We start from the raw sequence: 21,451 nt of genomic DNA on the forward strand, positions 1-21,451 counted from the left end.
CACCCACCAAGGAGTTCACCATGCACACCCGCCTCAAAGTTGCCGCTGCCGTCCTCATTGCTCTGGGCGCCACCCAGGCCCGAGCCACCGGCATCCCCGTGATCGACGTGGCCAACCTGGTTCAGACCGTCCAGCAGGTCATCAACGACATCACCAAAATCAACAACCAGATTCAGCAGATTCGACAGCTGCAAACCCAGATCGAGAGCATCAACGGCATCCGGAACCTGGGCGACGTGTTCAACAACCCGCTGTTGAAGAACTACATCCCAGCCGAGGCCTTCACCTACCTCAACGCGGTGAACACCTCGGGCTACAGCGGGCTCAACGCCACGGCCAAGGTCCTGCGCGACGTGAGCATGATCTACAACTGCATGGACCTCACAGGCGACGCCCGCACCCAGTGCCAGGCCGCTCTGGCGCAGCCCTATCAACAAAAAGGGCTGCTGCAAGACGCCATGCAGACCGCAGCGGGCCGACTCACGCAGATCCAGTCGTTGATGACCCAGATCAACGCGACCACCGACCAGAAGTCGGTGCAGGAAATCCAGGCCCGCATCGGCGCTGAAAACGCCCTGCTCGCACACGAGGTGTCACAGGTGCAGATGCTGCAAGGCATGGCCGACAGCGAAGAGCGCATTGCCCGATCTCGCGAGCGCGAACGGCAGCTTCAGATGCTGGGCCGCACCGGCAAGGTAGCGGACTTTTTGCCGTAACCCTGGCTGATTCCCGCCGCTAACCAGAACCACCGGAGAATCCCATGAGTGCCATCCTGTTGTCAGGTAAAGCCGCTGCATGGCCAAAACGGCCCCCTGAACCGTCGAACGAGGGCGAATCGCCGCCCTTCAACGCGAACCGCGACTGGGAAATCGACCGCGCGCTGATGCTCGAACGCTCGGAGCGCCGGGCCTGGCGGGTGGCGGTGGCCGGGTTGATTCTGGGCCTGATCGGTATCGCTGCCGTGTTCGTGCAGGGACCGCTGCGCCGCGTGGTGGAGATCCCCATCGTGGTGGACCGCGTCACTGGCGAAACCACCATCCAGCAGCGCCTGAGCGAAGAAACCATCCCCGCCATGGAGGCGCTGGACAAGCACAACCTGGCGGCCTTCGTGCGGGCGCGTGAAAGCTACAGCTGGATGTTCTTGCAACGCGACTTTGACCAGGTGGCACGCATGGCCGTGCCGGGTGTCTTCGCCGAATACAACCGGCAGTTCGAGGGCGACGGCGCGCTGCAGAAGAAGATCGGCGCCGCTGAGGAATGGCGCATCAACATCGTGGGGGTGCGCCTGCGGGCTTCCGGACGAAGCGGCAACCTGAGTGACGCTACGGTCACCTACGACAAAGCGGTCCGTCTGACCGACCGCAACCTGCCAGACGTCACGACCCGCCACGTGGCCAGCATCGTCTACCAGTACCAGCCCAAGGTCCTCGCCAAAGAAGCCGACCGGCTGGAGAACCCCTTCGGCTTCGTGGTCACCGCCTACCGGTCTGACCCGGAGATCAACACCCAGGCAGCGGGAGCACGGCCATGAAGCGCACTGTCTTGACGTTGCTGGGTACCTGCGCCATGGCTTCGAGCCTGTTCGCTCAATCGAATCAGAAATCGGCAGACCCGCGCCTGCGCGACGTGGTCTACGACCCAACGGCAGTGGTGACCGTCCCCGTCAAACGGGGCATGGTGACCCTGGTGGTGCTCGCCCAAGACGAAGTGATCACCGAAGTGGCCGCAGGCCAAGGCGGCGATTGCAGCAAGGCCGATGCCGTCTGGTGCGTGGCCGCTCAGCCAGGGGGCCGCAACCTCTTCGTCAAAGCCAAATCCGGTGCGGATGCGCCCAACAACCTGGCCGTGGTCACGGACCGTCGCACGCATGCGCTGCGCTTCGTGGTCCTGCCCGACGGCGATCGGCAACAGCCGGTCTACCGCTTGACCGTCAAGGCGCCGGCACAACCCAAGCCCGCCTCGGGCCTGTCAACGAAAGACCTCGCAGCACTCGCCACCCTGCCCCCTTTGCCATACCAGCCGACGCCCCAACAGGTGGTGGCTGAACGATTGCAGGCCAGTCACACGGTGATGAACACCCAGTATTCGCTGGCCGAAGGTGCGGGCTCGCAAGACATCGTGCCAACCCTGATCTACGACGACGGGCGATTCACCTACCTGCGCTTCCCGGGCAACCGCGAAGTCCCAGCGGTCTTTCATGTGCTCGGCTATGGCAGTGAAACCCTGGTCAATGCCCGGATGGAAGACGACCTGCTGGTGGTGGACCGCGTCAGCCGGCAACTGATGCTGCGAGCGGGCAACGCGGTCGTGGGCATCTGGAACGAGGCCTTTGATCTGGATGGCACCCCGGCAGAAGGTGCGACCACCGTTCCGGGTGTGCAGCGGGTGCTCAAGGCTGCCAACGCCTCTCTCGACAACCGCCCCACCGGAGTCAGGCCATGAACGATCAAGCCAACGCCCACAACCCGTCGACTTCCGAGCCTTCGGACGGCAACACCATCACCCCCCTGCCGGGAGAGCCTGGCATCCCCCAGGTGACGGCGGCACGCAGCGTCAACTGGTCGCGCAAGGGCGCGCTGGGGCTCGGCATGATGGTGCTGACCCTGGTGCTTTTTGCGGGCTTCGCCATCAATCGCACCTTCACCAGTGGGACTGCAACGGACGAAGACGCCAAGCTGGTGCGGGACAAGCCCTCCGCCGCCAGCGCCGGGACACGAGCACTGGACATGACGGCTCCACCCGCGCCGCGTGTGCCCGCTTTGCTGCCAACCACTGAGGCGGCGGAGCCCATTGGCGTACGCGGCAGCGGGCCTGCGGCGCCAAAAGGCCTATCGGCCGACGATGCCCCTGTGCTGATCGTGTCCTCTCGCCCTGGCGGGCACTCCGGATCGGCGGGCATGCCCAACGGAACGGATCCAGGCCAAGCCTCGGCCGACCCGGACGATCCAGTGGCCAACACCAGCCGCAACCTGCAGGCCTACCAGAGACAACTGCAGGGCCTGCTCGACAACCTGACCCAGAGCACAGCCATGACCAATGGCCAGGGTGGCGACACAGCCAACCTCGGCGCCCTGGGCTCAATGGCAGGCACATCATCGGGCGCGGTTTTGCCTGCGCCTTCTGCGGGCCTGTTCGGCGGTCAACTGCAAGGCTCCGCCACCCCCAAGGTCGCGGCCAGCACGCTGGGCGACCGCAACCTCACGCTGCCCAAGGGCACGGCCTTCACCTGCGCCCTCAAAACCAGGGTGATCAGCGCCACCTCAGGCCTGGTGGGCTGCCAGGTCCAGCGCAACGTGTACGGCGACAACGGTCGAGTGCTGCTGATCGAACGCGGCTCGCACCTGGACGGTGAATACCGCATCTCGTCGGTCCGCCCCGGCATGGTCCGCATACCGGTGTTGTGGACCCGGGTGCGAACACCCCATGGCGTCACGGTGGACATCGAGTCGCCAGGCACCGGCCAGCTCGGCGAGTCCGGGATTGATGGTTACGTGGACAACCGCTGGGGTGAACGCATCGGCGCCGCCATGCTGCTCTCGCTGATCGACGACTCGGTCAAGCTGGTGATCCAGAACCAGACCCAAGACCAGCAGGCCGACACCATCGTCCTGCCATCCACCACCGACAACACCAGCAAGCTGGCCGAGAAGGTGCTCGACAGCACGATCAACATCCCGCCCCTGCTGTACCAGAACCAGGGCGGCATCGTCGGCATCTACGTCGCCCGCGACGTGGACTTTTCCTCGGTCTACGAACTCCAGCCGCGGGAAAGGTGAAAGCGATGAACACCCTGCCCGGCATTGAAGAAGACCCGCTCGACGGCTGGTGCGGCGACGCCACCTCGGTGGTTGAGTTCCTGCGCCCGCTGCGCGAACAGCTGGACGCTCCAGGCGTGCTGGAGGTTTGCTTGAACCGCCCTGGCGAGCTGCAGGTGGAAACCGTGAACGGTTGGCAAGCGGTCAACGCACCGGCCATGACGCAGGAGCGTTGCCTCTCCCTGGCCACGGCTCTGGCTACCTACTGCGACCAGCAGATCAACCAGGAACGCCCGCTGCTGTCGGCCACGCTGCCCACCGGCGAGCGCATCCAGTTCGCCATACCGCCCGCTGTGCCACGCGGCACCGTGTCCATCACCATCCGCAAGCCGTCGAATGTGGTGCTCAGGTTGAGTGACTTCGAACAAGACGGCTTGTTCGGCCGCGTAGGCGAAAAAGCCGCCGCACCGAACCCGGAGCGGAACGACGGCCTGCAGCCCTTTGAGCGCGAGCTGCTGGCCTTGAAAGCCGCTGGCCGATACGCCGACTTCATGCGTCTGGCCGTGCGGCACCACCGCACCATCGTGGTCAGCGGAAAAACCGGCTCGGGCAAGACCACCTTCATGAAAGGGCTGGTCGAAGAGGTGCCGAAACACGAGCGCCTGATCACCATCCAGGACACGGCCGAACTGACCTTGCCCAACCACCCCAACGCGGTTCACCTGTTCTACAGCAAGGACGCCCAGGGTACGGCCCGGGTCACCGCCAAGTCGCTGCTCGAAGCCTGCCTGCGCATGAAGCCCGACCGAATCTTTCTGGCCGAGCTGCGCGGTGAAGAGTGCTTCTCGTTCATCCGGCTGGCCGCCTCGGGCCACCCGGGCAGCATCACCAGCGTGCACGCCGGCAGCTGCGATCTGGCGCTGGAACAGATGTCGCTGATGATCCGCGAAAGTGGCGCGGGTGGCGGCCTGCGCATGGACGAGATCAAAGGCCTGCTGCGCATCGTGATCGATGTCATCGTGCAGTTCGACCGGGACGAACGGGGCCGATTCATCGCCGATGTCGCCTATGAACCCCGGCGCAGACACCACGCCGTCGGCCACAACCCACTGCGCGTCTGCACCCTGCAGGAGCCCGGCGCGGCAGCGAGCGAAGAGTTGCCATCATGAGTCAGGCGTTGGCCTTGCCCTTCACCGCCTGGTCCGTGGGCCGACGGGTTGCCGCGGGCGCCTTTGCAGCGGTCGTGGCCACTGCCCTGCTCTGTGCGGCGGTCTACGTCTCGGGGGTGTTGTTTCTGATGCTCAGCAAGGCAGACCCCAGGCAGGCCCGTTGGAGCAGCATCACCAGCTACTGGCAACTCTATTCCGAAGATGCTGTTTTGCGCCAGCGCCTGTTCACCTCCATGACCCTGTCCGCTGCGGGCTTGCTGGTCATCCTGCCCGGCGCTCTGATCGCAGCGGCCCGGCCACGCCGCGCCTTGCACGGCGACGCGCGTTTCGCCTCGGCTGGCGAAGTGGCCCGCGCTGGGCTTGTCGATTCGTCCAAACACCCTGACACGCCAAGCATCCTCATCGGGCGATTCAAAGGCCGGTACCTCGCCTTGCCCGGCCAGTTATCCGTGATGTTGTCTGCCCCCACCCGAAGCGGCAAGGGTGTGGGCGTGGTGATTCCCAACCTGCTCAACTGGCCCGACTCCGTTGTCGTGCTCGACATCAAAGGTGAAAACCACGCCATCACGGCGGGCTACCGCGCCGCCCACGGCCAGGCGGTGTACGCCTTCTCGCCGTTCGACGAACAGGCCCGCAGCCACCGCTGGAACCCGCTGACGGCGGTTCGTACCAGCCCGCTGCACCGGGTGGGCGATCTGCTGGGTATCGGCCAGGTCTTCTTCCCCAACGACGGCAGTGGCACCTCGTCCGAAGCCTTCTTCAACGACCAGGCACGCAACCTGTTTCTGGGCCTGGGCCTGTTGCTGCTGGAAACCCCCGAGCTGCCCCGCACAGTAGGTGAGCTGTTGCGCCAGTCTTCTGGCAAAGGCCAGCCACTGAAAGACCACCTGGGCAGTCAGATCGCCCAGCGCCGTGATCAAGGCAATCCGCTCACCGACGAATGCGTCGATGCGCTACAGCGTTTGCTGAGCAATTCCGAGAACACGCTGTCCAGCGTGGTCGCCACCTTCCACGCGCCGCTTACCATCTTTGCCGATGCGGTGGTCGATGCCGCCACCAGCGCCGACGACTTTCGGCTCGAAGACCTGCGGCGCCAGCGCATGTCGGTCTATGTGCGCATTCCGCCCCACCGGCTGGCCAATGCCCGCCCCTTGCTGAACCTTTTCTTCTCCCAGCTGGTCAGCCTCAACACCCAGCACCTGCCCGAACAAGATCCCAGCCTCCGGTTTCAATGCCTGCTGGTCAATGACGAGTTCACCGCCATGGGCCGCGTGGGCGTCATCACCCACTCAGCAGCCTTCCTGGCTGGCTACAACCTGCGCCTGCTCACGGTGGTGCAAGCCATGTCGCAGCTGGACGCGGTCTACGGCGACAAAGAAGCCCGCACCTTCGCCACCAACCACGGCCTGCAGATCCTCTTCGCCCCGCGCGAACAGCGCGACGCCGACGAATACAGCGCCATGCTTGGCCACTTCACCGAACGCGCGACCTCGCGCGGGCGCAGTCGTTCTTTCAGCGGACACGGTCACAGCACCGTCAGCCGCAACGAAAGCGAGCAACGCCGCGCCCTGCTGCTGCCGCAGGAGTTCAAGGAGTTGGGGCGCGAGCGGCTGGTGGTGATCTTCGAGAACTGCAAACCGATCCTCGGCGAAAAGATCCGCTACTTCCAAGACAAGGCCTTTACGGCGCGCCTGATGTCCGCGCCGGAAGTGAAGCCCATGGACATGGACCTGCATCTGGCCAAAGCCCAGCAGCGCTGGCGCGTGGCCGACGACGAACTCCCTCCAGAAAAAAAGGAGTTGCACGTCGAAGAGCTGGCACACGACACGACCGTCCTCAAAGACAAGTTGGAAGGTTCTGCAGCAGAAGCAGCTCAAACATGCATCGACTTCTTCTGTCAGTTCGCAGCGCCAGAGGCGGATGGCGGAACCATCGAACCCGCCGACGAAGAAGCCAGTGATCCCGCTCCCTCCACCCAGGAAGTTGCAACCATGGTGGAACCCTTGCGCCTTGAAACCTTGGGAGAAAGTCCATGAACACACGCCTCGCCCGCATTGCCTTGATCGCCTCGCTGAGCTTCCTACTGAGCGCCTGCAGTTCGCCCCCCAAACCACCCACCGTGGACGAGTCTCAAAAGCGACCAGCCAACGCCCAGACGGCCGTGGAGTTGCAGGTCTGCAAGAACGATCTGCAGAACACACGCATCCTGGCCAACGAGTCCAGCCGCCTTGCCGAGACCACAGCGGCAACGCTCGCTCATATGGCCGCACGGCAACAGCTGCTGGCGTCGATGCAAGAAAAGGCGATGGCCAACCGCGTGCACACCGTTCACTTCGCCTTCAACAGCAGCCGTGTGTCGATTCCAACGACCGAGGCTGCCGCCCTGGTGGACGAATCCAAGGCCGCTCCGCTCGTGCTTCTGCGGGGGCGCACCGACGGCCTCAGCGACTCATCTGCCGAGAGCCGCATTGCCCAGGCCAGGGCCAACGCCGTGCGCGACTACCTGATTGCTGCCGGGGTGGACCCCACGCGCATACGCGCCACCCACCAACCCAGCGGTGACCACATGGCCGACAACCGCAACCGACAGGGCCGCCACCTCAATCGGCGGGTGGAGATCGAGGTGTACCGCGCCCTCCCCACGTCCACACAACCCTCGGCAACGCTTCAACCCTGACCTGTGGCGATCTGAAACCACCACCGAAGGAGAACCCCATGGAAGAGAAAGCCGCTCCCTCCCGTCGCGCGGATCGGTCCGCATCGGATGCCCCTGCGTCTGGTGGTGGCACGGTGGAGCCCGCCGACAGAGCCCAGGTTGCCATCCGAACCTTCCAGACACCCGAACCAGAACCGGGCGAACGGTACGAACTGCGCGACCCCTTTGCCGACCTCACCTACCGCAGCTACCGCTACCAAGACATCACGGCCAAAGCCGATCAGCTTGGCGCCAACCGCTTTGTGGCGCTGGACGCCAGGGGCCAGAAGTCGTTCGTTCACAAGGTCGATGGGCAATGGCAGCGGGAAGAACCGCGCGAGCCACAACGCCCTTCATCAAACCCTCAACCGGAAATAGCTGCACCAGAAGCAGCACCTTCTCAGGCGTCTGCCCGACTGGACGCCCAAGCTGAGCGCGAAGCGCTTGTCGCCCGACTGGAGGCCGCGCTGACCGACCGCTACATCATCAAGCGCGCCCCCTTCACGGTGGGCGACCTGAGCATCGGCCTGACCGAATACCGCTTCCGGGGTGACACCTCTCGCGTCGCCTTCACCGAATCCACCTTCCGGCTGGCCACTGACACCAACAGCCCATCGGTGGCGCGCTCCATGGTCGATGTTGCCGAAGCACGTAACTGGCAGTCTCTGCGGGTGACTGGCAACGAAGACTTCCGGCGGATGGTCTGGCTGGAAGCGGCCGCGCGTGGCGTGAAAACTCTGGGCTTCGAGCCCAACCTCGCCGACCAGGAGCGCCTCAAGGTGGAGCGCGAGCTGCGACAGACCAACCGCATCGAACCCGCTCGCGACGCCGGTGCAGCCCACGGGAACGGCGTTGCCGACAAACCTGCAGGACGGGGCAGTGGCGGGCGCAAGACCGTGCTCGCCGCCATCGAGGCCATCCTCGTGGCCAACCGCGTCCCAGAGAAGCGGCGCGAAGCCATCTTGGCAGCGGCAGAACAGAAGCTCGCCCAACGCATCCGCGAAGGTCAGATCCCCAAGGTCAAGCTCTACGACAAGAACGCGCCCTCACAACGGCCCGCCGTCGCGCCAACGCAGGAGCAACAACGCACCCGCGAACGGGCGGCTCCTGCGCGTTGAGGAAGCGCTGTGGACACCCCGCCCGTACCGATACCCGCCTACGAAATCGGCGGCCAGCGCTGGGATCGGACCATGCCCGACTTCCCCGAAGCCATCGCCAAAGCCCACGCCCACGCCCACCACCTGCGTCCGCGCTGCCTGTGCCGGCCAGGCGCTTCAGGCATTGAGATGTATGTCGCCCGGCTGAGCGATGGCTGTGTCATCAAGCGCATGCCCAACACCGGCTGGCAACACGCCACCGATTGCCCGTCTTACGAGCCACCGGCCGACTTTTCAGGCCTCGGCCCGCTGGTAGGCTCCGCCATCGTTGAAAACCCGGTCACGGGCGTCACGGCGCTCAGGCTGGACTTTCCCATGACCAAGCTGCCCGGTCGACACGTGCAACCGGCGGCGGGCAGCGCCAGCAGCAGCGTGGCCTCACAGGGTCAGAAGCTCGGTTTGCGCGCCCTGCTCCACTACCTGTGGGACCAGGCCGAACTCACCCAATGGAAGCCCAGTTTCGCCGGCCGGCGCTACTGGGCCACCGTGCGGCGACATCTGCTGCAGGCGGCAGAAAACAAAACCACCCATGGTCAGCCCCTGCTGGCCAGCCTCTACATCCCGGAAGTGTTTTCAGTGGAACAGCGCGACGCCATCCAGACTCGCCGACAGCGTTTGTGGGCCCGCGCAGCCCCCAGACTGGGCCAACCCCAGCCCCTGCTGCTCATGTTGGCCGAGGTCAAGGAAATCGCGCCCACTCGCTACGGGCACAGAGCGGTCATCAAACACCTCCCAGACCTGGCGTTTGCACTGGACGATGCGCTCTACCGGCGCCTAGGCAGAAGCTTTGAACGCGAACTCACCCTCTGGGGCGCGGAGCCCAACCTGCACCTGCTCATGGTCGCCACCATCCGGGTGGACGAAGCAGGTACACCGTGCATCGCGGAAATGTCTGTGATGCTCACCACCAGCCAGTGGCTGCCGGTGGACGACAGCTGGGACCGGCAACTGGTCGAGGCACTGGTTCGGCAGGGGCGCAGCTTTGTCAAAGGCCTGCGGTACAACATGCAAAGCGATCAAACGCTGGTGTGTGCCAGCTTGCTGGACTGCGGCGCGATGCCCTGCCCCTTGTTCATCGACCGCGAACACAGCGGAGATGCGCGCTTGCCGGCCGATCAGCCCGTGCCAACGCCGGACCCGAGTGCCCCTGCCTGGCGGTGGAGCCCAGCCTTCAGCGACATGCCCGCGCTACCGCCGCGCCAGTTCAAGGCCCTGCCGTCGGCCTTGCCCGAGCCGATCGGTGCAGAGTGAGCCCCAGCGCCGGCCCTTCAGCTTCCGGACAAGGCCTCTTCCACTTCCGATACCAGGAATTTTCCAGATATGAAAAATACCAACAGGCCGTAAATAGCTTATTTTAAAAAGACTTTTTGTCTTAAAGTCCAGATATCTTCAAGCCCCGCTACAGATGCCAACCACCATGGTTCAGTTTGTTCACCACCCCCTGCGCCTGCTGAACCCCAGCTTTGACTCTCCGCTGCTGGACGTGTTGACAGACCTTGAGCACCTGCGGCGCCTGCAGATACAGGGCACTACCCCGCTGCCGGTGTTCATGCAGCTCAAGCAGGTGTTTCATGTGCTGGAGAGCCTGGCCTCGGCCCGCATCGAGGGTAACCACACCACGCTGGCCGACTATGTGGAAGCCCGGGTGATCGATGGCCCGAACCTGCCTGAGCAGTTGCAGGAGATCGCCAACATCGAGCGCGCCATGCATCAGGTGGAAGACAGCGTGGACCCAGGCGCCCCGATAACCGAGCACCTGCTGCGCGGCCTGCACGCCACCACGGTGACCGGCCTCACGCGCGAGGGCGACACCAACCCGGGCGCCTACCGCCAGGGCGCGGTGAAGATCGCCCAGGCCGAACACCTGCCGCCCGAAGCTCCCCAGGTGCCGGACTACATGACCGAACTGGTGGCATTCATCAACCGGGCGGACCCACCCAAGTACGACCTGATGAAGGTGGCGCTGGCCCATCACCGGTTCGCCTGGGTGCACCCGTTTGGCAACGGCAACGGTCGGGTGGTGCGCCTGCTCACCTACGCCATGCTCATCAAGTACGGTTTCCGCGTGAACGCGGTGGGCCGCCTGCTCAACCCGGCAGCCGTGTTCTGCGCGGATCGCAACGCCTACTACGCCCGATTGGGCGATGCCGATGCCGGCACCGACGAAGCGCTGGAGCGCTGGTGCGTGTACGTGCTCAGCGGCGTGCGCGACGAGCTGACCAAAGTAGACCGCCTGGCCGATTACGAACACCTCAAAGCCAAGGTTCTGCTGCCGGCGGTGAACTATGCCCGCGAGCGGCAGCTGATCACCCCGCTGGAACAGGCGGTGCTAAACACCACGATCAAGGAAGGCACGGTGAAGGCGGGCGACCTGGAAGCCGCCATGCCAGACCTCAACGCGAACCAGCGCACCTACCAGATACGCAAACTGGTGGACGGTGGCATGCTGCAACCCACCAAGCCAGGGGCGCGGCAGTACAGCATCGGGTTCAGCCACAACATGCTGCTGCGCGGGGTGGTGCGTGCGCTGACGGATGAGGGGTTCATTCCTGCGGCATTGGTGGCACCACCGGCCTGAATACCCGAGCCGCAGCGTTTGCCTCCTTTATTCGCCGCGCCCAAACGTTCGCTCTCAGATGCATTGCAATCATCGGCTTGTTCGGCCTCTGGCCAGACAAACGTCCGATCTGAAGATCGCCGCAGTGCTTGTTGCATAAAGTATCGTAAGACCAGACCTCCCTAGCCCCGGAGTTGGCTACGCCACAACCACCGTCAGTGGATGGCCCAGTTCCGTGAACCTATTGTGAATGGCCGCCCAATGTGCTGCTCGTTGACCTAGCGTTCAAACGTGCGCGACACCACCAGCTCGCCAGCTCTTGATGCAGTCCAGTCTTGGCCTGGGCCTCATATGTCCAATTGTTGGCATATGTCGTGTTACAACCTGCGTATTGACGTTGCGAACTGAAGTACAGCGGGAGGAGATTGTGTTAAAAAAAATGAGGCGCATGAGCGTCATTGAGACTGCCAGCACTCCGCTCCAGGGAGGTGCGAGACTGGCGTACGTATGCCTACGGAGGTCAGTGCCAGTTTTTGTCGGAGTAGTGGGCATCCAGCATCGTGGCCCGAGCCACCTCTTCAACCGATCAGAGTAGCCAAGCCGATGCCTACGACAGCGACGAAGTCAAAGCGAATTGACTACACAGACAACCAGCACAGCATCTTGTACGCGGAGACGGGGGGCTGCTGTCCTTTGTGTAGGGCTCCAATTCTCTTCCTTAAGCCCGGGGTTAAGAAGATCACGAAAAGCTATGAGATTGCTCATATCTTTCCACTCCATCCCACGCCCGCCCAAACATTGGCGCTCGTCGGGCGGACACCCCCTATTGACATCAACGGTCTAGAAAACGTCATTGCGTTGTGCCCTACATGTCACACACGTTTCGACAAGAATTTCCAGATTGACGAGATGGATCGCATCCGAAAAGTAAAGGATGGGTTCCTCGCTGATGCAAAGGCCAAGGAGACAGCGGCCCAATATGGAATTCAGCAAGAGGTATTTGGAATACTCGACAAAATCGCGGCCATGGAAAGCGACGTTGCAACAATACCGCCGGCACAGTTCGAAACATCCACCATCGAAAATAAGCTGCGAAATGGTATGAGCCCGCTGCAGCAAAACGAGATAAAGCTCTATGCAACCAGCTACTACATCCGGATTCGAGACCATATTCGGCTTCTTGAACAAAACGACCAACTTTCAATCAGAATACTGCAGTCGCAAATAAAGACTTACTATCTTGAGATGCATCGACAGCATCCCAATAATAAAGATGCTGTTTTTAGCTACGTGGCCGAGTGGATAAGCAGCAGGACAGGAAAAGCACTAATTGCTGCAAGGGTTCTTACCTCCTTCTTCGTCCAGAATTGCGAGGTATTCGATGCTGGTACCTAGTAAATTCACAAGACTTGAAGAGTCAACCATCTTCAAGGCGGCGAAAATTCTTCGAGGTAGGCCGGATTCTGAAAGTGTCTTGGATCTTTATTACCGAACTCGAAGCGTTTTTCAAGACACAAGTGAATTTCTCCACGCAGTTGACGCGCTTTATGTACTCGGGATGCTAGAAGTAGACGAACAGGGGCAGGTTAATTATGCTTAAAGCAATAAGTTGCAAACACTTTAGCCAGGGTGAGATTGTTTTTCATGAAGGTCTGAACATCGTCCTTGGGGACGATGATGCACGAAACTCCATCGGAAAATCAACTGTTTTAATGGTGATTGACTTCGTTATGGGAGGATCAACCTTCCTCAGGGACGAGGCGGGCGTTATTCGGGAGTTGGGGCATCACCATTACAACTTTTCTTTGGAGTTCAATGGAGAGGTTTTTTATCTCTCACGCAACACCGCCTCACCGGAGATCATTCATCTTTGCGATGACAAATACATTTGGGTTGGCGAGAAGTCACTTGATGAATACAAAGGCTTCCTGGAGTCAAACTACGAACTGGAAGATTTAGAGACATCTTTCAGATCGATCGTAAATCCCTACTCTCGGATATGGCGAAAGGGAGGACTTGATCCCAATCAGCCGTTTGCAGGCGCCACAAAAGAGGCGAACGCAATAGCAATTGCTAGGATTATTGATATGTTTGGGCGAAGCTCCGACATAGCTGCTGAGCGGACCACCCTTGAAGCGCAAAAGGAAAAGAAAACACTTATAAATAAATCTATGGATGCAAATATAATTCCAAACATCAACAAGAAAAAGCGCGAGGAGAATCTCCGGCTGATCGAAGAGAACGGCGGGAAAATTCAGCAGCTCAAGGATGGGTTTGGTGGCGCATTGAATGCCTATGAATCACTGTTTGATGAAGATCTCAAGAAGCAGCAGTATCGAAAAAATGATCTATCTGCATCTCGCGCTGAGTTGCAGAACAAGATTCGACGATTGCAAAGAGAGATGACGGGAATCACCCCTCGGCTTGCTGCAAATATCGCACTCTTAACAGATTTTTTCCCTGCCATCAATGTTGAACGCTTAGAGCAAGTCGAAATGTTTCATCAGAAGATTGGCGCCGCTGTTAAAAAACAACTAAAAGAAGAACTAGCGAATGCACAGCTTGAAGACAATGCCATGGGTACTGAAATTGCCACAGTCGAGAGTCATATTCAGGCAAAACTTAGTTCCAAGGGAATGCCTGACGATCTTTTTAAACAGGTTTTTGACCTCAAGGAAACTACTGATAGAGCTACAGAGGAAATTAGGCACTTTGACCAGAAGGTAGACTTGGAGGAGGCGATCAAGGCTACCAACGAAAGACTCGATAGAATATACACAAAGATATTTCTTGATCTTGAAAATCGCATTAACTTAAAACTGAAAGCCTTCAATGCAGTTGTTTATGGTGCATCCAGGGCTAGTTCTGAGTTGCGCTTCAAAAGCGCCAGTTCTTATCAATTCACATCCCCAGCGGATTCTGGAACGGGGGCGTCTTATGCGGGCTTGATCGGCTTTGACCTTGCAATGCTTTCGCTAACAAAGATTCCTTACGTCATCCACGACTCGGTTATTTATAAGAACATTCAAGTAACAGCAGTCAAAAGAATTCTGCGCATCTTTGCGGCAGCCAAGACAAAACAGATTTTCATCTCATTCGATGAAGGGAAGAAGTATGGCCAAGAGTTTGTCGCGTTCCTTCAGCGCTTCACTGTCTTGAAACTAGCCCATGACAAATTGCTTTACAACAAGGACTGGCGAGACCGCAAGTGAGGCCATCGTCACTACGTGTCGCTTTGTGCGTGAATGACCCTGTTCAGCCTTGTGCCGCTTTTCGATGTATTGAGTTGCTCAGGTGCTTGGCTGAAAACACAATCCCACTGCCCTTCAACAGGCTCAGCGCCGCATCGTTGGATTGCCCCCCTGCGCTGAAGGCGGTATATCCCGCTCAGACACTCTGTCAATCTTCGATGGCGCCCAGGTAGCCGACTGTTCTTGAATGAATGCCGCAATCGAAGTGGCCAGTTGCACATCCTTGGCGTCGCCGGTTCTGGCCAGTGCTTTTCCAATCTGAACCCATGCCCCAAGTGCATCTGCCCGGCTGGCACGCGCCTGTGCTCCGGCTTTGTTCATCGGCCGGGCCTTCTTCAATCGTCCGTCATCCCTGGCCTTCAGGCGCCACAGCGCGTCCGGGCTCCGGCTCTGCCCGCGTGCCGCCTGCCGCGTCGCCTCCGCGTCGATGCCATAACCGCGTAACCTCTCGGCAAAGGTTTCTCGCCAACGGTGGAGATCGGCCTTGCGGGGGTTGAGGCGCCGGCCGTATATGGACTCAGCCCGCACGCTGATGTGCACATGTGGGTTGGCCTGGTGGTCGTGCAGCACCATCACGTACTTGTGGTCGGCCAGCTCGGTCTGCGCGAACTCGCGCGCCGCTTTTTGCACGATCAACGGGTCGGTGCCACGGGGCATCGACAGCATGAGGTTGAAGGCCTCGCGCCGGTACCCGACGTCGTCGATCAGGCTGCCCCCGAACCGCCAGTCGTCGGCCAGCTCGTGCACCGCGCTTTTGCCTCGAATGGTCTCGCCCTGCTCGTTCTCAATGTCGAGCCGGCCATTCTTGCTGATGTAACGAAGGTGGGCCGCAATGGCCTGCATGCCCCGCCCTCCCCCCGTTACCTTGACCATGACCTGCGGCGCCCGGCGCACCACCGTGGCTTCGATGCGTTGGCGGATCGCGGTCGCCCGCTGTCGCATGGAACCATTGTCTAGCCGGGGCTGGGGTTGGACCTTGACGACCCGGTTGCCCGGGTAGAACAGGCGATCGCCCCACTGAGCGAGCACGCCATCGATGTTGGGTGTCTGGGCCATGGTGTACTCCTGGGTGTCAGCGGTTGGATTGGTGCCGGGTTTCGGCGGTTTGCCCACGCGGGCGCAGATCGGCCAGCAAGCCAGCGGCTTGGGTGAGGTGGCGCCGGACATCCCCATCCAGGGTGTCGAGCATGTCGCGGTACACCAGCGCCTGCGGCACGTTGCCCAGGGTCAGAAACCGCGTGAGGGCGTGGATGTTGCGGCTGAGGCTGGAGAGCTGGGCGTTGGACGCGGTGAGCGCTGCGAGCTGATCGACTCGGCTGGTCCCTGATGTCAGCGCGGGGATGCCTGCGATGAGACCGGCCAGGTAGGCGCCGCGCGAGAGCCCCACCGAACGTGCGCCCGCCACCAGCCGTTCAGCTTCGTCGGTTGTCAATCGGATGGACAACTTGACGATGGCGGCACCCGAGGCCAAGCCTTGCAGAGCATCGGGCTTGTCCTGTGCAGGGGGCTCACCCAAGCCCAGTTCGCGGGCCACAGCCCGCCGAACCAGCACCGACACACTCACCCGCTCGGCTTGAGCGCGCTCGACCAGCGAGGTCTTGAGACCGCGCATATCGACCGAGACGAAGTCAGGTTGATGGGTGTTCATGATGCGATCGAAGGGAGCACAACGTGAGCGCAGCGAGGCGTTTGTGAAGCTGGCGGCGCACCGCCTTTCCTGCACTCACCTATGAACCTATGGTCGTCGAGGATCGGTCGATTCGAGGCGCTGGATTCGGTCGAAAATCCAGCAAAACCGGCGCAGCCTCTCGCCCACTGGTTGTCAAGCTGCTTTACAACCAGTGAGGCAGGGAGAGCGATCAGAGTGAGGATGGCAGAGGCCCGATGGCGTCAGAGCCAGGGACCGGCTGTCGAGCACCCGTCGAGTTGTGGCGCGACTTTGAACGGTGAGTTGTCAAGCTGCTTGACAACCCTTGTCCGGGACAAGTCCAACCAGAGTCAGCTGACTGGCGAGAACCGCTTGCACCTTGCCACCGTCCACCGGGATCACATAGACCTGTCCGGCCTGCGGTGGGGCTTGCTGGGTGTTGACCGCCACCTGCGCAGTACCCAGCTGGGCCATCAGTCTCAGCGGTGCCAGCCGAGGTGCACGGGGTATGGGCTCGGCGGCTTGCGGGACGGATGGGCTGCTCTTCACAGAGGGGCCCTGAGCAGCGCTCTGCTCCAAACTGGTCTGCATGGACTCGATCAGTGCCGACGTGCCTCTTCGAACGCTGTTCGAACCATCGGCCAAGTCGGCGCGCAGTGCCATGACAAGTTCGCGCGTGATGGCCCCACGATCTGAGGCCCAGGCTTCGACATACTGCGGATGCTCTGCGGCCAGTTTGCGCAGTTCGTAGAGCTCTGTCAGCCCCCGGCAGCGCCCATGCCGGTACGCCGTCATCAGCCAGTCGGGCGGGTCGATCAGCGCGGTGGCCAGGGTCACGTACTGGCGGCTCTTGCCGATGGTCCTCGCAATGTCGGCTTGCGACTCGCCCCGGTTGAGTGCCCGCTGCACGAACAGCGCTATCTCCAGCGGGGTCAGGCCTTTGCGCTGCTCGTTCTCGATGAACTGGTCCACGCTGTTGGCCGTGTGGTCCACGAAAGCCGGTATGTCGGCCGTTCCTGCAAGACGGGACTCACGCAGGCGCCTGGCTCCGAAGTTGAGCACCCATCGGCCAGGCTGCGCAGGGTGCGGGCGCACCGACACCGGCTGACGCACGCCTCGCGTTCGGATGGTCTCGGCGAGTTCGGCTAGGGACTCGTTGTCGAACTCCTGCCGGGGTTGGTCCGGGTCCTCTTCTATGGCATCGAGCGGGATGCGCATCGGGGTACCGATCTCCCCTGCCCCGGCTGGTGGCAGCAGGTTCAGGTCATCGAGCGACAAGGCCATGTTTCGCTCCGTTCAAGGGTTGGGTCGCGGTGGTCGTGGTCGCTGGGGTCGGCAACAGCACCGTGTTGGCGATGAAGCGCAGACCAGGTTCGATCTCGCGCCAGGCTTCGCGCGCGGCGGTCTTCTTCATCTCCCACAGAACCAGCCCTTCGGCCTGCGCTTCGGCCACGGCCGAACGGCGTGGCATTGAAGCAATCTCACCCGGCTTGGGGCCGATGGGAATCAGCATCGGGCTGTACTTCTGAATCAGCTGCATGAAATTCTCGCGCTGAAGCGGCGTGGCCTCCACCATCGTTGGGTACAGACCGATCAGGTGCAGCTTGGGGTTGAGCACCGCCTTGATCCTGCGCACGCCCACCCGAGGGTGGTTGAGCAGCGCGGACACGCCGTCCATGGCTTCCTGGTTGAGCTGGATCGGCGAGAGTACAAAGTCGGCCGAGGCGAGTGCCGTGGTCATGCGGATGTCAGGGTTGGGGTTGGTGTCCACGATGCAGACGTCGAACCGTTTGTCCATCGACGCCAGGAACTCGCGGAAGTGATTGGCGAACACGTTGTGCAGGCTCGGCTGGCGCTCCAGCCCGGAGAGATCCGGGTCTGCAGCCACCAGCACGAACTCGGCGGGCGGGATGGCGGGTTTGCTCTGCGTCAGCAAGCCACTGGCCGGGACCTCGGCCACGGCAGCGCGCTGGCTCTTTCTCACTGGGTCAGAGAAGTTGCCCTGGTGGTCCAGGTCGATGGCCAGCACGCGCAGGCCGAGTTGGCGGAAATGATGGGCCAGCAAGGTGGCGACGGCAGATTTGCCGACGCCACCCTTCTGGTTGGCAAGCACAAGGGTCTTCATGGGGGAGTCCTCCAGCGCGACCGACATGGGGATCACCGAGGCGGAGGACGTTTCCCGGGCGCCGCGCTCGATGCGCCAGCGGCCGGGATCGCGCGAGCCGGCGCCAGCCGGCGAGCGCGCTTCGGAATTTCACGCGCACGCACCGCCCGATGATGGGCCAGGTGCGGCGTGGCGCGAGAGCTGGATTCGAGTCTGAATCCAGCGTTTCAATTGCTCATGCCTTGAGCTTGCGCATCTCTTCAGCCCGCACCCACAGCGCGCGGTTCAAGCTCACGCTGCGGTCGATGCTGGCCACCGGGCGGGTGTGCAGGCGCCGGCCCTTGGCACCGCGCCCCGGCTGACCACCACGCAGGGCGTTCTCCTGCACCCGCTGAAACGTGGTCCACAGGCTGTTGCCGAAGTCTTCCGGACGGCGTGCTTCGATCAGTTGCTCGGCGGTCACAGGGGCGGGTGACTCACCCTCCCCCCGTTCTCCGTAGCGCAGCGCCAGGGCGGCGGTGGCAAAGGCCTGCTGTTCCTCACGCTGCAGCGGCAGGGCCTTCATGCTGTCGGTGGACGCGTCTACCAGCTCAAAGTCCTCCAGCACCCGGAACGCGCCTTCGATCACCTCGTCCTGGATGTTGCCCTTGTGCGGGATGCGGATGTCGTTGGCAACGTCACCCACCACCAGACCGTTGCAGCAGACAAAGCGGAACACGCCCGCCAGCATCTGGTAGCTGCTGGCGCCGTCGTGGCTGTTGATCAGGATGATCTCGTTGGCCTCGGGCCGGGTGTTCACCTGCCCCGCGTGGCGCATGCGGATCATGTGTTTGGTGAACTCGGTCTTACCTTCGATGCGGCTCTTGCTCTGGGCCACCATGAAGGGTTCGAAGCCTTCCTGGCGCAGACCTCGCAGCACGTCGATGGTGGGGATGTAGGTGTAGCGCTCGGAGCGGCTGCCGTGTTTGCCCTCGGCAAAGATCGACGGCGCGGCCCGGCGCATCTGGTCTTCGGCCAGCGGGGTCTCGCTGCGGATCACGAAGGTGTTCTGGCCAAAGCGGGCGGCCAGACGGGGGGAATGGGCGGAAGAGATCATGGTGATGCTCCTGATTCGGTGAATGGGGAAACTGGATGAGGAAGCCGGGCGGCCGAACCGCCCGGCTTGCTGCGTCAGTCGTGTGCCGGTTGGCGCTCGTTGCGGGCCTTGCGGCTGGGGGTGGGTGCGCTGGGGGCGGCTGCGGGGGGATCACCGGCACCCTCACGCGCGCGGCGTGCCTCGCCTTCGGCCTTGCTGTCGAGGTAGTCGATTTCGTCCACGGTGAACGCTAGCCCGTAGACCTCCACCCCGTCGTTGTCCTGGTAGTGGTTGTTGCGCACCCGGCCAACGAGGTTCACGTGCGAGCCCTTGCCCAGGTACTCGGCCGCGTGTTCGGCCTGCTTGGCCCACAGCGTCCACTGGATCGCGGTGGCTTCCTCGGAGCGTTCTTCGCCGCTGCCCCGGCGGCTGTTGCTGATGGCGGTCAGCACCGCCTTGGCGACCTTGCCCTCGCGCCCGTTGACAAATTCAAGCTTGACGGCGGATGCCAGGTGCGCGTGGCGCTGGATGACTTGAACATTGGCCATGGTGGAACTCCTTGCAAGAGCGACCAGCCGGACCCCGATCCGGGCTCCTCAAAACCGATCCTCTCGCTCGGACTCCCTCGCTCCCGCCCACGGGCGGGCGGGGGGTGGGCAAATCCCCTTCCCTCGGGAAGGGGTGGGGGATGGGGAAACCTTGCAGTACGAAACAGTGAGCCAGTCACCTGGCCCACCGCTGAAAGATCCCCCCACAAGTCCCCCTCACCTGTGGATGGGGGCGCCGTGGGGGGATAGCGGTGGGTCCTTTGGCGCACGCGCTGCCCCAGCCTCTTCGGGCGACCAGCACAGCGCAGGCGACCGAGCTACTTGAGCAGCGGCGGCTCTGCGGACGGCGTGACACCAAGTGCCGCGACTGGCGCGGCGTTCGAGCCGATGCGATCACTTCAGGTGTTCGCTGCCCCCCGGAATTCCCAGCGGCCCGGCTTCGGGCATGGCGGGTGACCGGGGGGACGATCTGGCGGGTGGGACGAGACCACAGCGCAGCGGCGCGAGCGGACCGAACGTCAGTTCGTCCAGCGGGCTCGTTCCCGCGCAGCGGGAAGGAAACCAGACCGCGATCCCCGGGCACGGGACAGGGCCGCTGCCCCCTGTGAAGCCGGTGGATCACCGGCCATGCTCCGCCCTCCCCTCTGCCCGCGCACCGCGCGCTGATCAAGAACAAAAAGATGGGGCCGAAGGCCCCAGGGGCTACACGAGGCCCAGTTCAGCCATCGAGCTGACCGAATCGCCCGCCACGATGAAGTGATCGAGCACCCGCACATCGACCAACGCTGCCGCCTGCTTCAGCGTCTGCGTCAGAACCTCGTCGGCCCGCGATGGACGGGCAGCGCCGCTGGGATGGTTGTGCACCAGGACCAGGGCGCAGCTGTTGCGCAGGAGCGCATCGCGCACCACCTCTCGCGGGTACACAGAAGTCTGACTCACAGTGCCTCGGAACATCTCGACGTAGTCCAGCACGCGGTTCTGTGCGTCCAGATGCACCACGGCAAACACCTCATGAGGCAGGTTGCCCAGCCGGGCGCGCAGGAAGTCCTTCACCACAGCGGGTGAGTCCATCAAGTCGCTGCCGCGCACCTGGGCGGCCAGCAACTGCTGCGCCGCCAGCAGCACCTCGTCGGCCTCGGCCGGACGGTACTGGCCAGCGACATCGCTCACCAGCAAGGCGGAAGCGGCAAGCGAGAGTGCCTGGAAGGAATCGAGGGAAGAAAACAGATCGTGCTGCATGACCAACTCCAGTGATCGGGCGGGATTGCCCGAGACCGGAACCGGCACGCCGCAGCGCAGCGGTCACAGGTTCGAAGACGGCCGAACGGCCGCCAGCGCATGCAATGCGCGCTGACCTTGACGGCGAGAACGGTGTGCAAGGATGAAGGGAACAGCAAGCCAGCCCCACCACACAAGCAGGCGTGAGGAGGGCAAGCGCAGCGCGCAGGCCGGGGGCATGCCCGCGGCCGGAGACGTCAGGGATCGGAGCCGC

General features: G+C 62.4%; 20 protein-coding genes. 13 read left to right on the forward strand and 7 right to left on the reverse strand.

Going from position 1 to position 21,451, the window contains the following annotated elements:
* Positions 1-20 precede the first annotated feature (20 nt).
* The 13 genes from HFL01S_RS22060 (at position 21) to HFL01S_RS22110 (ending at position 14,545) form a co-directional block, all read left to right on the forward strand.
* Positions 21-716, forward strand: coding sequence for a TrbJ/VirB5 family protein (locus HFL01S_RS22060; RefSeq protein WP_066262829.1), 696 nt, complete (start codon positions 21-23; stop codon positions 714-716).
* Positions 717-760: 44 nt separating this feature from the next.
* Positions 761-1,531, forward strand: a complete 771-nt coding sequence (locus HFL01S_RS22065) for a VirB8 family type IV secretion system protein (protein ID WP_066262832.1) — start codon at positions 761-763, stop codon at positions 1,529-1,531.
* The gene (locus HFL01S_RS22070) at positions 1,528-2,442 is read left to right on the forward strand and encodes a TrbG/VirB9 family P-type conjugative transfer protein (protein WP_066262834.1); all 915 of its coding nucleotides are present in this window, start codon (positions 1,528-1,530) and stop codon (positions 2,440-2,442) included. The genes HFL01S_RS22065 and HFL01S_RS22070 overlap by 4 nt, the downstream gene beginning before the upstream one ends.
* Positions 2,439-3,776: a type IV secretion system protein VirB10 gene (gene virB10, locus HFL01S_RS22075; protein WP_066262837.1), complete on the forward strand. Its 1,338-nt coding sequence runs from the start codon at positions 2,439-2,441 to the stop codon at positions 3,774-3,776. Before HFL01S_RS22070 ends, virB10 begins: the two co-directional genes overlap by 4 nt.
* A gap of 5 nt (positions 3,777-3,781) precedes the next feature.
* Complete coding sequence (gene virB11 / locus HFL01S_RS22080) at positions 3,782-4,924, forward strand: P-type DNA transfer ATPase VirB11 (RefSeq protein ID WP_066262844.1); 1,143 nt, start codon at positions 3,782-3,784, stop codon at positions 4,922-4,924.
* Positions 4,921-6,960: a type IV secretory system conjugative DNA transfer family protein gene (locus tag HFL01S_RS22085; RefSeq protein ID WP_066262847.1), complete on the forward strand. Its 2,040-nt coding sequence runs from the start codon at positions 4,921-4,923 to the stop codon at positions 6,958-6,960. The genes virB11 and HFL01S_RS22085 overlap by 4 nt, the downstream gene beginning before the upstream one ends.
* A complete protein-coding gene (locus HFL01S_RS22090) occupies positions 6,957-7,601 on the forward strand; it encodes an OmpA family protein (protein WP_066262850.1) in 645 nt (214 codons plus the stop codon). Before HFL01S_RS22085 ends, HFL01S_RS22090 begins: the two co-directional genes overlap by 4 nt.
* Before the next feature lie 38 nt (positions 7,602-7,639).
* On the forward strand, positions 7,640-8,737 hold the full coding sequence (locus HFL01S_RS22095) for an LPD7 domain-containing protein (protein ID WP_066262852.1): 1,098 nt from the start codon (positions 7,640-7,642) through the stop codon (positions 8,735-8,737).
* Between the two features lie 9 nt (positions 8,738-8,746).
* Positions 8,747-10,027, forward strand: a complete 1,281-nt coding sequence (locus HFL01S_RS22100) for a DUF1173 domain-containing protein (RefSeq protein ID WP_066262855.1) — start codon at positions 8,747-8,749, stop codon at positions 10,025-10,027.
* A gap of 166 nt (positions 10,028-10,193) precedes the next feature.
* Positions 10,194-11,354, forward strand: coding sequence for a Fic family protein (locus HFL01S_RS22105; RefSeq protein WP_066262861.1), 1,161 nt, complete (start codon positions 10,194-10,196; stop codon positions 11,352-11,354).
* A 642-nt stretch (positions 11,355-11,996) separates the two neighbouring features.
* A complete protein-coding gene (locus tag HFL01S_RS24855) occupies positions 11,997-12,728 on the forward strand; it encodes an ABC-three component system protein (protein WP_218008660.1) in 732 nt (243 codons plus the stop codon).
* A complete protein-coding gene (locus tag HFL01S_RS26005; protein ID WP_084383563.1) occupies positions 12,715-12,933 on the forward strand; it encodes an ABC-three component system middle component 7 in 219 nt (72 codons plus the stop codon). The genes HFL01S_RS24855 and HFL01S_RS26005 overlap by 14 nt, the downstream gene beginning before the upstream one ends.
* On the forward strand, positions 12,926-14,545 hold the full coding sequence (locus HFL01S_RS22110) for a DUF2326 domain-containing protein (RefSeq protein ID WP_066262862.1): 1,620 nt from the start codon (positions 12,926-12,928) through the stop codon (positions 14,543-14,545). Before HFL01S_RS26005 ends, HFL01S_RS22110 begins: the two co-directional genes overlap by 8 nt.
* A gap of 123 nt (positions 14,546-14,668) precedes the next feature.
* Here HFL01S_RS22110 and HFL01S_RS22115 read toward each other — a convergent pair whose 3' ends face one another.
* From HFL01S_RS22115 to HFL01S_RS22145, 7 genes are all read right to left on the reverse strand, one after another.
* Positions 14,669-15,640, reverse strand: a complete 972-nt coding sequence (locus HFL01S_RS22115) for a relaxase/mobilization nuclease domain-containing protein (RefSeq protein WP_066262864.1) — start codon at positions 15,638-15,640, stop codon at positions 14,669-14,671.
* A 16-nt stretch (positions 15,641-15,656) separates the two neighbouring features.
* Positions 15,657-16,232: a hypothetical protein gene (locus HFL01S_RS22120; RefSeq protein ID WP_157539027.1), complete on the reverse strand. Its 576-nt coding sequence runs from the start codon at positions 16,230-16,232 to the stop codon at positions 15,657-15,659.
* A gap of 306 nt (positions 16,233-16,538) precedes the next feature.
* On the reverse strand, positions 16,539-17,516 hold the full coding sequence (locus HFL01S_RS22125; RefSeq protein WP_066262869.1) for a ParB/RepB/Spo0J family partition protein: 978 nt from the start codon (positions 17,514-17,516) through the stop codon (positions 16,539-16,541).
* A complete protein-coding gene (locus tag HFL01S_RS22130) occupies positions 17,497-18,357 on the reverse strand; it encodes a ParA family protein (RefSeq protein WP_066262905.1) in 861 nt (286 codons plus the stop codon). Before HFL01S_RS22130 ends, HFL01S_RS22125 begins: the two co-directional genes overlap by 20 nt.
* A gap of 214 nt (positions 18,358-18,571) precedes the next feature.
* Positions 18,572-19,432, reverse strand: coding sequence for a DUF932 domain-containing protein (locus HFL01S_RS22135; protein ID WP_066262872.1), 861 nt, complete (start codon positions 19,430-19,432; stop codon positions 18,572-18,574).
* A 74-nt stretch (positions 19,433-19,506) separates the two neighbouring features.
* A complete protein-coding gene (locus HFL01S_RS22140; protein ID WP_066262874.1) occupies positions 19,507-19,959 on the reverse strand; it encodes a single-stranded DNA-binding protein in 453 nt (150 codons plus the stop codon).
* Positions 19,960-20,661: 702 nt separating this feature from the next.
* On the reverse strand, positions 20,662-21,198 hold the full coding sequence (locus HFL01S_RS22145; protein WP_066262877.1) for a JAB domain-containing protein: 537 nt from the start codon (positions 21,196-21,198) through the stop codon (positions 20,662-20,664).
* Positions 21,199-21,451: the final 253 nt, after the last annotated feature.

The sequence above is a fragment of the Hydrogenophaga flava NBRC 102514 genome, from assembly GCF_001571145.1.
GTDB lineage: Bacteria > Pseudomonadota > Gammaproteobacteria > Burkholderiales > Burkholderiaceae_C > Hydrogenophaga > Hydrogenophaga flava.